Consider the following 13308-nt stretch of genomic DNA (forward strand, 5'->3'; position numbering starts at 1 on the left):
GGGGGGCGCTTGCGGCATGGGACGGGACGCTTCTCCCGCAGATCGGACCGGCCGCGCATGAACCGTCTCTACCATTATCCGCTGTCCCCCTTCTCTCGAAAAGTTCGCCTTGCCCTGGGTGAGAAGCGCATCGAGGTGGAGCTGGTGGAAGAGCGATACTGGGAACAGGGGATCGATTTCCTGCGCCGCAACCCGGCGGGCCAGGTGCCGGTCCTGCGCCTGAATGGTCGGATGCTGTCGGACAGTCAGGCCATCTGCGAATACCTGGAGGACGTGATTCCCGCGCCGCCGCTCCTTCCCCGCGAGGCCGAGGGCCGCTACGAGGTACGTCGGATTTGCGCTTGGTTCGACGGCAAGTTCCATGCGGAGGTCACGGCCAAGCTGATGGGCGAGCGGGTGTTCAAGAAGCTGCGCGGCGGCGGCGTGCCGGACTCGGCCGCCGTCAAGGCCGGTGCGCGGGACATCAAGTACCATCTGGGCTACATGACGCACCTTCTGGAGACGCGGCGCTGGCTCGCGGGGAACGACATGACGCTCGCGGACTTTGCTGCGGCGGCGCAGCTGTCCTGCCTCGACTACGTGTCGGACGTGCCCTGGGACAAGTACGAGTCCGTCAAGGACTGGTACGCCAAGATCAAGTCGCGCCCGGCCTTCCGGTCATTGCTGGCTGATCAGGTGCCGGGGTTCCGCCCGGCCTCGCATTATGCGGACCTCGACTTCTGAGCGCCCCGATGGCGCGGCGCTGAAGGCGCGCCTGGCCGAAGAGGCCCGCGCCGCGGGCTTTGCGGCGATGGGGGTTTGCCGCCCCGACGCGATCCCCGAAGCCATGGGCCGCCTGCGGACGTTCCTCGACGAAGGCCGCCATGGACAGCTCGATTGGATGGCCGACCGGGCGCATTGGCGCGGCGACCCGTCCGCTCTCTGGCCCGAGGCTCGTTCGGTGGTCATGCTGGTTGACAGCTACGCGCCCGAGCATGATCCCTTGGAGGTGCTGGCTCATCCCGACCGGGGCGGTGTCAGCGTCTATGCCCAGGGCAAGGACTACCATGACACCGTCAAGCCGCGCCTGAAGCGCGTCCTGCGCTGGATGCTCGAACAGGCACCGGGTGAGCAGGGCAAGGTCTTCGTGGACACCGCTCCGGTGATGGAAAAGCCGCTCGCCCAGGCGGCGGGGCTGGGCTGGCAGGGCAAGCACACGAACCTCCTGGGCCGGGACTTCGGCAACTGGGTGTTCCTCGGCGCGATCTTCACCACGCTGGACCTGCCCCCCGACGCGCCCGAGGTTTCGCATTGCGGCTCCTGCCGCCGCTGCCTCGACGCCTGCCCGACGGCAGCGTTTCCGGCGCCCTACCAACTCGACGCCCGGCGCTGCATCTCCTACCTGACCATCGAGCACAAAGGCCCGGTGCCAGAGGAGTTCCGCGCCGCCCTGGGCAATCGTATCTATGGCTGCGACGATTGCCTCGCAGTATGCCCCTGGAACAAGTTCGCCGTCGCCGCGTCCGAGTTGCGTTATCTGCGCGACGAGGAGGCCCCGCGCCTCGCCGATCTCGCGGCCTTGGACGATCCGGCCTTTCGCGCCCGTTTCGCGGGAAGCCCGGTGAAGCGGATCGGGCTGGCGCGATTCCTGCGCAACGTCCTTTACGCCATCGGCAACTCCGGCGATCCCGCGCTCATACCCTCTGCACGGGCGCACCTCGGTGCCGAGGACCCGGCGGTTGCCGAGGCCGCCGCCTGGGCCTGCTCCCGGTTGGCTCGCGCGGATGTGGAGGGACGCGCCGCTACTGTGCGCTAGCTCCGCCCGGACACTTGAGCGGAGGATTTCAATGCGTCTTGCCCCACTTCTGGCCCTACTGCCCATCCCGGCCTTGGCTGCCGTGGAGCAGGGCCCCCCGAACGCCCCCTACGAGCCCGCCTTCGAGAACCAGACCCGCGCCCCGGAGCTGCCCGACACCCCGGTCCAGGCAACCCCCTTCGCGGGGCCGCTGGAAAGCCCCTGGGGCATCGCCTCGCTGCCGGATGGCAACTTCCTCGTCACCGAGCGGCCCGGGCGGATGCGCCTCGTCGGCTCCGACGGCACGATCTCCGAGCCTATCGCTGGCGTGCCGGAGGTGAACCCTGGCGGGCAAGGCGGCCTTCTCGATGTGGCGGTCACGCCCGACTTCGACCAGACTCGCACCGTGTTCTGGACCTATGCGAAGCCAATGGGCGACGGCCTCGTGGCCACCGCCGCGGCGCGGGGCACATTGTCGGCAGACGGCGCCCAATTCACCGATGTGCGCGACATCTTCGTGCAGAACCCGCCTTCGGACAGCACTAAGCACTACGGTTCGCGCGTGGTCCCCGCCGGGAACGGCCTCCTTTACATCACGACGGGCGAGCACTCGGACGCCCCCGAGCGCGAGCGCGCGCAGGACCCGAACGCCACCTGGGGCAAGGTCGTCCGCATCACCGAGAACGGCGAGGCGCTGTCGGACAACCCCTATGCGAGCGGTGGCGGCCGTCCCGAGGTTTGGACCCTCGGCCACCGCAATATCCAGGGTGCGACCCTCGACGACCAGGGGCGACTCTGGGTTACCGAGATGGGTCCCTTGGGCGGGGATGAGCTCAACCTCATCGAACCGGGGAGCAACTACGGCTGGCCGGTGGTGAGCTACGGCCTCAACTATGACGGAAGCCCCGTGGGATCGGGCCAGCCCCGGGCCGAGGGCTATGCCGAGCCCGTCTATTACTGGGACCCGGTCATCGCGGCGGACAACATCCTGTTCTACGACGGCAGTCTGTTCCCGGACTGGCAGGGCGACGCCATCATCACCTCGCTCAACCCTGGCGGCCTGGTACGGGTCCGCCTGGAGGGCGATCGTGTCACGGGCGAGGAGCGCATGCTGGGCGACCTGGGCCGCGTGCGCGACGTCGAAGAACTGGGTGACGGTTCCCTCCTGATCCTCACGGACGGGCCGGACGGCCAGATCATGCGAGTCACGCCCCGTTGATCCTGGGACCCCGGGGCAGGGGCACGGCGTTCCTGCCCTGGGATAAGAAAGGTCAGCGATGAAGAAGGGTGACACGGTCAGGTGGCACTGGGGGTCCGGCACAGCCACCGGCACTATCAGCGAGACATTCACCGACAAGATCACGCGCCGGATCAAGGGCGCGGAGATCACCCGTAACGGATCTGCCGAGGACCCGGCCCTCCTGATCACGCAAGGGGACGGAGACTCCGTGCTCAAGCTGGCCTCGGAGGTGGAACGCGCGTGAAGGACACCGGCGTCATCGAAGCCATCGAGCAGGGCCTTCTGGACGGCCCGGCCGAGCCTCTGCAAATCGCGGTTCCGGAAGGTCTGGTCTATGTCACGGACTCAATGCCCGGCATCCGGCGCCAAAAGCGCGGCAAGGGGTTCACCTATATCGGTCCCGACGGAACGACGATCGAGCGTGGCGCCGAGCGGGAGCGTCTAGAGAAGCTGGGCGTTCCTCCCGCCTATGAGCGGGTCTGGATGTGTGCCCTGCCCAACGGTCACCTGCAAGCCACGGGCTTCGACAGCCGGGAACGCAAGCAGTACCGCTATCACCCGGACTGGTCCTCGCACCGGGCCGGGAACAAGTTCGACCGCCTTGTGGACTTCGGCCATGCCCTGCCGACGATCCGCGCCCGCGTGCTCCGCGACCTGCAGGCGCCTCCGGGCGACGCGCGCTTCGCGCTCGCGGCTGCGGTCACGCTGATCGACCGGCTGTCGCTGCGGGTGGGCAATGAGGAGTACGCGCGGGAGAATGGCAGCTTTGGGGCTCTCACGCTTCGCAACAAGCATGTCCGGCTGAAGGACGGGCAGATCGCACTGGATTTCAAGGCCAAGAGTGGGCAGCGCGTCAGGCGCAGGCTCAAGGACCGGCGGCTGCTTCAGGTGCTCGAGAAGGCGTCGGACCTGCCAGGGGCGGAGCTGCTGACCTGGGTCGACGAGGACGGACAGCCCCACACCCTCAGTTCAACCCAGCTCAACGCCTATCTCGACGAGGCGGACGGCGATGAGACCCTCGCCTTTACCGCCAAGACGTTCCGGACCTGGGCCGGCACCCTTGCCGCCTTCGAGAGGCTGGAGCAGGGGGACGCCCCCAAGATAAAGGCGTTGGCCGAGGCCGCGTCGGACCGGCTTCACAACACCCCCACGGTGGCCAAGCAGGCCTACATCCATCCGGCGGTGCTGGATTTGGCCGGGCAGACGCCGGACCTCCCTGAAGGCGTTGCTGTCCGAGGGCTATCGACGGCCGAGTCCCGCCTGCTGGCATTCCTGGAGAAAGCTTCGGACAACTAGGTGTCTGGTGAGAAGCTAGTTCGGGGTTTCGGACCCCGCAGAACCCGTCAGGCTCCTCGACAGTCGCAACCCAATCGCTCTGGAGACCACAGCCCACTGGCTAACCTCTTCGCCCACACGCGATCGTGATCAGTATGGATGGAACCGGATCCGCATTGTGGCGAGATGTTGTCCTGGTTTAATGCGGAACTGTGCCGGGGAGTCGATAAAGGTCCTGACCCGGGGGATCTGGTGGGAACAGTGATGGTTGGTTCTGTAACGGGTAAAAGCACCTATCTCATCGTTCTGTCGCAAGGTTTCGTGGCCTTGGACATCGCGATGACGATCGAGGAGTTCGATCCCGCCGCCCCCGTGGTCGCCGCCGTATCCACCGACGATGCAGTTCCGGCCTTGGATGGCATCGACAGGGTGGCCGTGGCCTTCGTGGACGAACGCCCCCAGGCCTATGCGGGGTCTCTCTTCGCGCAGAAGGTTGCCGAACGGGGTGGGCGGGTCGTGCTCCTCGGCAGCGCCGCCGAGGAAGAAGGCGCAGCCCTGGGCTTCGCTGTGCTGGAACGGCCGTTCTCGACGGACCATGTGACCAGCCACCTCTCCGCACAGGCCGTCTGACGCTCTACACTGCCATTCAGGACACGAGGGTCAGGCAGCCAGCGTCTCGGTCGAGGCAAAGAACATGGCCTGACTGACCGCGGAGCGGACCTGCTCCTCGGAGTAGGGCTTCGTGATCAGGAAGGCAGGTTCGGGACGGGCGCCGGTCAGGAGACGTTCCGGGAACGCCGTGATGAAGATGACGGGCAGGTTCTCGAACTCGCGCAGGATGTCGTTCACCGCGTCGATTCCCGAGGAATTGTCGGCCAGCTGAATGTCGGCAAGCACGAGATCCGGCTTCGTCTCAAGCGCCAGCCGGACGGCCTCTGTCCGGGTCCGGGCCACACCGGTCACCCGATGACCCATCTCGCGGACGATGGCGGAAATATCCATGGCGATGATCGCCTCGTCCTCGATGATCATGACGCGGCCCGCGACCGACTCCTCCATCTCACGAATGGCCGTGTCGATCAGGTCGCTCGCCGTCTCCAAGGGCACGCCCATGATGGCGCCGATCTCGGTCGGTGAGAAACCTTCGATGGCATGCAGCAGCAGCGCCTCTCGCGTGAGCGGGGTGAGGCGCGCCATGTGCCCCTGCGCGCGGGCTTCGATCCGGCTGCCGGCCGGGTCCAGGGGCGCGCCCGCCTGAGTCCATACCTTGTGGAAGGCTTGGAAAAGGGCAATCTTGGGTTCGACGCCTTCGGTGGACAGGGGATCGCCGATCAGCACTTCAAGAGTTTGGGCCGCCAGACTGTCGCCAGCCTCTTGGGTCCCGGTCAGGGCTCGCGCGTAGCGGCGCAGGTGAGGAAGGCTCGACCCCACTGCGGACGCGAAGTGTGACGACATAAACCATCCCCTCAGACGTATCCCGGGAACCAAACGCAGGGATCGTGCGTTTGGTTCCGAACGGTTGTAGGGACGCGCCGAGGGGACAGACTTGGGCATGTACGTGGAAATGACTGAAACCAAGGGGAAGAGCAGGCTTCATCAGCAGATCGATGAAAACCTGAAGCGTGTCTACGAGGAGGCCCTGAGCGAGGAGATCCCCGACCGTTTCAAGGACCTGATAGCCCGGCTCCGGTCCAAGGAGGGCGGCCAATGACGGAGCCCCTGGTTCCGGGGAGCCCGGATAACCTGGCCCAGCACTCCGACTCCGAGCCCAGCGACACCCTAACCGACGACTCCGGCGTTGTCGTGGGCCGCCCTGAAGGCGCGCTTCCCATCAATGTCAGGGATCCACGCGACGAGTTGCCTGAGCATCTGGGCGCACTGCGCGCCTTTGCGATCTCATTGACGCGCAACGTGGCTGCGGCCGACGACCTCGTGCAGGATACCATCGTCAAGGCCTGGACCAACCTCGACAAGTTCCAGCCGGGGTCCAATCTGCGCGCCTGGCTTTTCACTATCCTGCGCAACACCTTCTACTCGGACAAGCGCAAGACCCGGCGCGAGGTGGCAGACCCGGAAGGCGTCTACGCCGCCGCGCTTTGCGAAAAGCCGAGCCATGACGGGCGCTTGGCGCTGGCCGACTTCCGTCGTGCCTTTGACCAGCTTTCGCCCGAGCATCGCGAGGTGCTGATCCTCGTCGGCGCATCCGGCTTTGCCTATGAGGAAGCGTCGGTAATGATGGGCGTCGCCGTTGGAACGGTGAAAAGCCGCGCCAACCGGGCGCGGGCGCGCTTGGCCGAGATGCTGGGGCTCGAGGAGGGCGAGGAGCTTCTGTCCGGCGTGGACGGCGCGACCTTGGCAGTTCTGGGCAGGTCGGGAGTCCGCGCGGCATGAGGCAGGCGCCCATAGGGTCCTGATCCAAGGCATGTCCACCAAACCTCCTTCGCACGTGACCGGGGCGATCGGCTCGCCGCCTGGAAAGCCCGAGCTCGACCCGGCCGCGGCGCAGGCTCGCCCGCCCCTCACCCAGCGGCTCGGGTTCCGGCAGTCGCTTCTTCTCGCGGTCGCACTGCTGCCGCTCGGCGTCATCTCCCTGGTTCAGGGCAACGCCTGGCTGGATGCCGCCCGGAAACAACGGGCGGCCGTCCTGGCCGGAGAAACCCTGCGGGTAAGCGCTCCGGTTGCCGGGTTCATCCGTGAAGCGCAGGGCGCCGCCGCCGCGTTGGCCCGTACCGTACGTCCCCTTCTTGACGACGAACTGGCTTGCGATGCGGCCATGTCGCATTTGGCGGCCGTCAGCCCGCAGTACTCTGTCGTTTCCTATATCCCGGTGAGCGGGCAGATGACCTGCGCGTCGGGAGGGGCGGCCTACGACTACTCGGATAACGCCTTCTTCCAATCCATCATCACCGACCTGCGTCCCAAGGTCGTGGTGAACTCGCATGGCCCTGTGTCCGGCACGTCCATTGTTCTGGTGGCCCACCCTGTCATCGGCGACGAGGGCGGGTACTCGGGATACATCACCCTTGCGCTGCCGCACTCGGCCCTGGGCGCTGTGGAGCCCATGGCAAGCAGCGGCCTCGAAGCCATCGATACGCCCGCCTTCGTGACCTTCAACCGGGATGGCACCCTGCTCACCGCCTCCACGGGCCTTGATCGCGCAGCCGAGATCCTGCCACAGGATGTAACCCTGACCGAGCAGGTCACTGCCGGGCAATCCAGCTTCACCGCTCGCACCGCCTCGGGACAGGAACGCTTCTATTCCACGGTGCCCGTCATCGAGGGGGAGCTCTTTGCGCTGGGTTCGGTTCCTGTCCGCGAAACGGCCGGCTTCGGGTCGTTGTCCGGCCTGAGCCCCTTCCTGACCGCCGCGCTCATGTGGGCGGCCAGTTTGATGGTGGCCTGGGTCGCGGCCGAGCTTCTGGTCTCCCGCTACATCCGGCGACTCGGACAGGCGATCGGCTCCTTCGCCTCAGGGAGCCGCGAGGTCGACGATCTTGACATGGAGCGGGCTCCTGCAGAGATCCGTGAGGTGGGGCGGGCCTTCCTGCGCATGACGGACACCATCCTTCACGACGAGGCCGAACTCGAGAACACGGTTCACCAGCGGGAGGTGCTGCTTCGGGAGGTGCACCACCGCGTCAAGAACAACCTGCAACTGATCGCCTCGATCATGAACATGCAAAGCCGTCGCGCACGATCGCCCGAGACCAAGGCCTTGATGAAGGGCCTTCAGGAACGGGTCATGAGCCTCGCTACCGTGCACAAGGAGCTTTACCAGACGACCGGGCTGGCCGATGTCCGCGCGGACGAGCTTCTGGGCGACATCACGCAGCAGATCGTCAGCATGGCGTCCGCCCCCGGTCGAACCTTCCGGATCGAAACGGACTTTGCGGCCATCCCGCTCACCCCGGACCAAGCGGTCCCGCTGTCGTTGCTGCTGACTGAGGGCCTCACCAACGCCATCAAGTACGCCGCGCCCGATCCCGGCGAGTCGCAGCCCCGAATCCGCCTTCGCTTCGCTGCGCTGGACGGCAGCAGGGCCGAGCTGTCGATCATCAACGGCACGCGACCCGAAGCCGAGCCGACCCCAGAGCCCGAGGGCACCGGCCTGGGCCGGCAGCTCGTGGCGGCCTTTGCCAGCCAACTGGGCGGCGAGGTGCGCACCAAGGTCGAAGATGGCTTCTTCAGCCTGAGCATGGAGTTCGCCCTGCGCCCTCTCGAAGGCGGTGAGCAGCGCAACGTCGTCTAGGCCGCCGACTGGGCCGGTCGAACCGTCCTGCCGCGCTCCCGACAAAGCGGATCAGTGGATGGCGAAGCAGGGCTGATCCGGCCAAATCGAGCCCGTCGCTCCCATCATCGAGAGAGCCGGGCGGGCTACCCTGGCTGGAGATCGAGCCTCGTGATCCAGTCTGGAACCGGGGCCGAGCGGATCGGGATGAACCGGAAACCTGCAACCAGCCAGTACCCGAGCAGCACGTGTCCTGCCCCCTCCCCCAAGCAGAAGGCCCGGGCATGCACCCGGGCCTTGTGTCGTTCTCGCCTAGGGGCTTGGGATCAGCCGATCACGGGATCGCCCGGACCAGCCAGCCCGCCTGACGTCGAGGTTTGGCTGCCGGAGGTGTTGCGGAACTCTTCCGAAGCCCGGTCCGTCACCCGGCTCGCGGCTTGGCTCGCCTTCTGGGTCACGGTGTCGGTAACGGCTTCCACGGTCTCCTGAGCGACCGCCTTGACCTCCTGACCCATCGACCCGGCGATCTGCATCGCGCGCGACCGCTCGTCGCGCAGAAGGCGCGATGCCTCGCTCATCAGCCGATCCCGCTCGCTGCCAAAGGCGCGATTCTCAGCATCTGTGCTGGGCAGGATGGCCGCGACGGCCGCTCCCAAGGCAAAGGCCACCGAACCGGCGACGAGCGGATGCTCCTCCATGGCACGACCGGGGTCGCGCACCACGTCACGGCCCACGCGTTCGGCTTGGATCATGGCGCTGTAGGCGCGCTCGCGGGCGGCAACGATTTGCTGACGCGAGCCTTCGGGCAGGCTGTCGAGCCCGGAGGAGAAGCGGGACTTGAGGTCACTGGCGAAGCTCGAAATGACGGACTGGCGCTCGGCGTCGAAGTCACGCGTCTGCCCGGACTGGGACGAGGACGACCCGGGAAGCGCGTTGCGCAGGCTGTCGTAGTAGGATTTGGCTTCCTGCTCGATCCTGTGCAGCGCCGCAGAGGCCTTAGCGCGAAGGCCGGTGGCCTCGCGCGACCAGGCGTGATCGTCGTCGTTGTCCGACGGCATGTAGCCTACGCGACCGTAATCCGACGATCCGGACGTCGCAGCCCAGCCGCGATCGTCGTGCTGGAGGTTGCCGCCATAGCCGGAGGACTGGCTGGACGATGACTTGGAGGCGCCGCCCGTGACCTTGTTGCCCAGGAACATCCAGGCAATGCCGGCCCCGATCAGGGCAATGGCCAGCGGGTTGGCGCGGACCGCATGATCGATGGAGGTGGTGGCGCTGCCGGCATGGGTCTTGAGCATGCCCAACGCTTCCTTGGCGAGGTTGTCCACCGACACCCGATCCGAGAGGGTGTCGAGAGTGCTGGCCAGGGCTGCCCTTTCACGGTCGAGGTCGGCCTCGATGTCGCGCGGGTCAGTGCTTGTGGTCGCCATTTGTCACGGTCTCCTTGATGGTTTGCGCGTCGGCCTGCACGCTGCGGACGGTGCGGGTTGGCGCGATGTTTTCGGGTTTCAGCGCGTTCAGGCCCCTGAGGGCCAGGATCACGGCCACCGCCAGGATGACCACGCCGACCGCCAGGGCAGCCCAACCGGGGCCGATCCAGTGGGCCAGCGCGGCGACCAGCGCCGCAGCCAGGACATGAAGCGCCACGAGCACCAGGATGGCAGCCCCCGCAAGGAGGGCGACGCCCATGCCGGCGCTCTTGATGTTCTGGGCCACTTCGGCCTTGGCGAGCGCGACCTCGCCTCGTACCAGGCGGGTGAGTTGGTTGATCGCGTCGCTCAGGAGCGAGCCCGTAGGGCGAGGATCGGGGTCGAAGCTCATTGCGGTCTACCTGTCATAGCCAGAGCCGGTGCCATCCGACGTGGAGTTCGGCGTGGCGCTGCCCGTGGTGCCCGACTGTGTTCCGCCACCCATGCCGTCATCGGCGATCGAACCCACGTCGTCGATATCGTCGTCATGGGTGCTCATGCCGCTGGTGCTGATCGTGCCACCGGTCCGGCCTGCGCCGTAGCCGCCGCCTGTGCCCACGCCCAGCGAACCGGCGCCGGCGTAAGTGCCGCTCGATCCAGTGCCAGAGCCCATGCCGGACCCCACTCCGCTCGACGATCCGCCGAAGTCACCCGAGCCGCCAAGGCCAGTGGAGCCCTGGGAGGAGCCACCCATGCCCACGGACCCCGAGCCGCCGCTGCCAAGGCCCGACGTCCCATAGGAGTTGCTGCCGTAGGAGTCCGAGCCGTAGCCCGACCCTGAATAGGACTGATCGGTCCCTTGGTCGCCGTAGGACGCCGAGGTGGTCGAGGACGCGCGGGCGAAGCGGGCCAGCGCGAAGCCCGCGAGGGCCGCGGCGGCCACGAAGGCCCCGGGGTTGCGGCGAGCGAAGGACTCGGTCTGCTGCAGGATGTCCTGGAAGCTGCGCCCACGCAGCTGGTTCGACCATTCGGAGACACTGTCCGCCGCCGCAGCCATCAGCCGGGCCTGCATCGAATCGTCACCGCCGTCGACGGCGCCGCGCAGCGATTGCGCCAAGCGGTCGCCGGTCGAGGCCAGGGCATCCTTGGCGGTTTCAGCCTGGTCCATAGCCTGGGATCGCGCGGCCTCGGTTGTGCGCGAGACGGCATCCATAGCCTTGGTCTTGGCGCCTTCGTAGGCGTCGCGTCCGGCTTCACCCAGTCCGCTCATCGTCGAAGAGGAGCCCTGGCGGGTCGTATCGCTGCTGTTGTAATCGGTCATCGTGGTCTCCTTCTGGGTGCCGACCCGGATCGCGTTGCTACCCGCTCCAGGAAGGGAGCGGCGTCAATTGCGCCTGGGGCAAGGATCGCGAGGTCGTGACAAGGTCGTGACGGGGGCCAAACGCGCACTTTGCCCTGTGGTTCCCCCGCGCTTCTGGGGGCCCCTTGACGCAGGCTGCTGGGGTCAAGATCAGTGTCGCCGGTCAGACCGGGAATAGACGCGGTCCCGGCGATCATCGCTGCGGGGACGGACTATGGCATAAGCCTTCGGCCGGTCCTGATGTTCATCCCAGGCCGGATCCTGACGCTTCATCTCGTGTTCGATGCGGCGGGCCAAGGCGGCTGCTCCGAACGCCCCGAGAAGAACGCCAAGCAGGATGGCCGGCCAGTTGTAGTGGCCGAGCACGAAGGCCGCCACGAGAAAGGGGCCGGTCACGGCCGTGGCCGTGAGCATGGATAGGACGACAGTGAGGGGGTTCATCGCTGGTTGCGTGCCGTGCTCACGACGTCAGCGGCGGCGCACGTCCTGATATGGTCCACGGCGGTCGTCGCGGCGGACTGGGATGGCGATCGTGTCGGGCCGCCCCGCGGAGGGGGCCAACAGATCCGTCAGTCGGGCAAGGAGGGACGCAACAAGATGAAGCACAGAAGCCTCCGGACGCTAGGGGGAAAGCCGTCAAGGACGGTCTGTGGAAAGAACGCTCGGTTCACCTGCGGAGTTCCCCTTGCCGGGCGGGGCTTGGCGGTGACGGGCCGGAGGGTCTTGGGCTTGGCACGAGGCCCCAAAGGCCTCATGGCCATGCTGACCCGGCTTCGCTGAGCCTTTCCTGTCGTGAAAGGCGGTTCCGCCTTCCTGGTGCCAAGGGCGGAACGTTGCGTCACGACGCGCCGACCTGTGCCTCCTGGACAGATCGGGCCTCCTGAGCCTGCTGGACCTCAAGGTTATGCTGGAGCCGCTCGGCGCCTCCGGCCTCGATGGCGGCGTTGAGGCAGCCGCCCAGCAGCACGACATAGGCCGACAGATAGAACCACATCAGGAGCGCGACAGCCGCTCCGAGGGAGCCATAGACTTCGTTGTAGTGGGCGAAATTGCGCAGGTAGACCCCGAAGGCCACGGACACCACCATCCACAGGATCGTCGCCACGATGGCGCCGGGGGTGATCCACTTGGGCCGATGCCCGCGCCGGTTCGGCCCGAAGCGATAAACGATCCCCAGCGTCACCATGATGACCCCGATTGCCACGATCCAGCGGGTCAGCTCGGCCGCCCCGGCGACCCAGGGGCCAAGCGGCAGGACGGCGATGAGGATGGGAGCGATGACCACTGCGGCGATTGCCACGAAGGTCAGCCCGCACAAGGCCAGCGTGACGCCGAAATCCGCCATGTAGCGGCGCCAGATGCTCTGCCGGTGACCGATGTCATAGGCGGCGTTCAGCCCCCGGATCAGGGCCGACACCCCCGCCCGCGCCGACCACAGCGCCACGAACAAGGAGATGACCGTGGCTGTCCCGATCTTGCCGCTGCTGCCCGCGTTGATGATGCCGGCGACCTGGTTGAGGATGGAACTGTGCACCTCGGGGGGCACGACTTCGGCCGCCATCTCGAGAAGGGCGTTGATCTGACCCGGATCGGCGACCCAACTCCAGAGCAGCACGATGGCGGCCAGCGTAGGAAAGAGTGCAAGCATCGCGAAGAAGCCCACCCCGGCCGCGATCAGGCTCAGGTTCAGGCGGTCCATCACATCCCAGATGTACCAGAATGCCGCGAGGGCGGGCCTGAGCACCGGGTCCGCCCGCTACACGCCGCGCGCGGCGCTCTTGGGGCCGAGCATCAGCCAGGCGAGGAAGCCAAGGACAGGCAGGATCAGGATGACGAGCACCCAGATGACCTTGGACCCGGTGGAAGCCGTGGAGTTCACGACCGACACGATGGCCCAGATGTCGAGAGCCAGGATGATGAGGCCAAGAATGCCCGAATAGCCGTTGAACCCCATGTCGCGTCCTTCTCTGCGCGGGTCAGGCCCGCCTGTCCCGGCAACGCCCCGGGCCCGGCGGAGTTCCA

At 66.8% G+C, this 13308-nt stretch carries 16 protein-coding genes; 9 read left to right on the top strand and 7 right to left on the bottom strand.

What is annotated here, in order from left to right; all coding sequences use genetic code 11:
• The first annotated feature begins 57 nt into the window (after positions 1–57).
• From fzlA to FHG66_RS12990, 6 genes are all read left to right on the top strand, one after another.
• On the top strand, positions 58–723 hold the full coding sequence (gene fzlA, locus FHG66_RS12965) for an FtsZ-binding protein FzlA (RefSeq protein ID WP_139077436.1): 666 nt from the start codon (positions 58–60) through the stop codon (positions 721–723).
• Positions 704–1795 carry a tRNA epoxyqueuosine(34) reductase QueG gene (queG, locus tag FHG66_RS12970; protein ID WP_139077438.1) on the top strand — a complete coding sequence of 364 codons (1092 nt, stop codon included), beginning with the start codon at positions 704–706 and terminating at the stop codon, positions 1793–1795. Before fzlA ends, queG begins: the two co-directional genes overlap by 20 nt.
• A 31-nt stretch (positions 1796–1826) precedes the next feature.
• The gene (locus tag FHG66_RS12975; protein WP_139077440.1) at positions 1827–2993 is read left to right on the top strand and encodes a PQQ-dependent sugar dehydrogenase; all 1167 of its coding nucleotides are present in this window, start codon (positions 1827–1829) and stop codon (positions 2991–2993) included.
• Positions 2994–3051: 58 nt separating this feature from the next.
• On the top strand, positions 3052–3258 hold the full coding sequence (locus FHG66_RS12980) for a hypervirulence associated TUDOR domain-containing protein (RefSeq protein WP_139077442.1): 207 nt from the start codon (positions 3052–3054) through the stop codon (positions 3256–3258).
• Positions 3255–4310 (top strand): DNA topoisomerase IB, encoded by a 1056-nt coding sequence (locus tag FHG66_RS12985; protein ID WP_246082590.1) that lies wholly within the window; start codon positions 3255–3257, stop codon positions 4308–4310. Before FHG66_RS12980 ends, FHG66_RS12985 begins: the two co-directional genes overlap by 4 nt.
• 243 nt (positions 4311–4553) lie before the next feature.
• Positions 4554–4919, top strand: coding sequence for a hypothetical protein (locus FHG66_RS12990; protein ID WP_139077444.1), 366 nt, complete (start codon positions 4554–4556; stop codon positions 4917–4919).
• A gap of 30 nt (positions 4920–4949) precedes the next feature.
• Here the strand turns inward: FHG66_RS12990 and FHG66_RS12995 are convergent, their stop codons facing one another.
• Positions 4950–5744, bottom strand: coding sequence for a response regulator (locus FHG66_RS12995; protein ID WP_139077446.1), 795 nt, complete (start codon positions 5742–5744; stop codon positions 4950–4952).
• 109 nt (positions 5745–5853) lie between these two features.
• Between FHG66_RS12995 and FHG66_RS13000 the strand changes: the two genes are divergently transcribed.
• Genes FHG66_RS13000 through FHG66_RS13010 form a run of 3 tightly spaced genes read left to right on the top strand, consistent with a single transcriptional unit; the run spans position 5854 to position 8538 of the window.
• On the top strand, positions 5854–6000 hold the full coding sequence (locus FHG66_RS13000; RefSeq protein WP_139077448.1) for a NepR family anti-sigma factor: 147 nt from the start codon (positions 5854–5856) through the stop codon (positions 5998–6000).
• Positions 5997–6680 carry an RNA polymerase sigma factor gene (locus FHG66_RS13005; protein WP_139077450.1) on the top strand — a complete coding sequence of 228 codons (684 nt, stop codon included), beginning with the start codon at positions 5997–5999 and terminating at the stop codon, positions 6678–6680. Before FHG66_RS13000 ends, FHG66_RS13005 begins: the two co-directional genes overlap by 4 nt.
• 31 nt (positions 6681–6711) lie before the next feature.
• The gene (locus FHG66_RS13010) at positions 6712–8538 is read left to right on the top strand and encodes a sensor histidine kinase (RefSeq protein ID WP_139077452.1); all 1827 of its coding nucleotides are present in this window, start codon (positions 6712–6714) and stop codon (positions 8536–8538) included.
• A 305-nt stretch (positions 8539–8843) separates the two neighbouring features.
• On the opposite strand, the gene FHG66_RS13015 is transcribed toward FHG66_RS13010, so the two are convergent.
• From FHG66_RS13015 to FHG66_RS13040, 6 genes are all read right to left on the bottom strand, one after another.
• Entirely contained in the window at positions 8844–9947 is a 1104-nt protein-coding gene (locus tag FHG66_RS13015) for a DUF3618 domain-containing protein (protein WP_139077454.1), read from the bottom strand.
• The gene (locus FHG66_RS13020; RefSeq protein WP_139077456.1) at positions 9928–10338 is read right to left on the bottom strand and encodes a phage holin family protein; all 411 of its coding nucleotides are present in this window, start codon (positions 10336–10338) and stop codon (positions 9928–9930) included. The genes FHG66_RS13015 and FHG66_RS13020 overlap by 20 nt, the downstream gene beginning before the upstream one ends.
• A 6-nt stretch (positions 10339–10344) precedes the next feature.
• Positions 10345–11247, bottom strand: coding sequence for a hypothetical protein (locus FHG66_RS13025; protein ID WP_139077458.1), 903 nt, complete (start codon positions 11245–11247; stop codon positions 10345–10347).
• 189 nt (positions 11248–11436) lie between these two features.
• Positions 11437–11727, bottom strand: a complete 291-nt coding sequence (locus FHG66_RS13030; protein WP_139077460.1) for a hypothetical protein — start codon at positions 11725–11727, stop codon at positions 11437–11439.
• Positions 11728–12124: 397 nt separating this feature from the next.
• A complete protein-coding gene (locus FHG66_RS13035) occupies positions 12125–13030 on the bottom strand; it encodes a YihY/virulence factor BrkB family protein (RefSeq protein ID WP_246082591.1) in 906 nt (301 codons plus the stop codon).
• Between the two features lie 12 nt (positions 13031–13042).
• A complete protein-coding gene (locus FHG66_RS13040) occupies positions 13043–13240 on the bottom strand; it encodes a PLD nuclease N-terminal domain-containing protein (RefSeq protein WP_139077462.1) in 198 nt (65 codons plus the stop codon).
• Between the last annotated feature and the right edge of the window lie 68 nt (positions 13241–13308).

Source organism: Rubellimicrobium rubrum (assembly GCF_006152115.1).
In the GTDB taxonomy this organism is placed as follows: Bacteria; Pseudomonadota; Alphaproteobacteria; order Rhodobacterales; family Rhodobacteraceae; genus Rubellimicrobium; species Rubellimicrobium rubrum.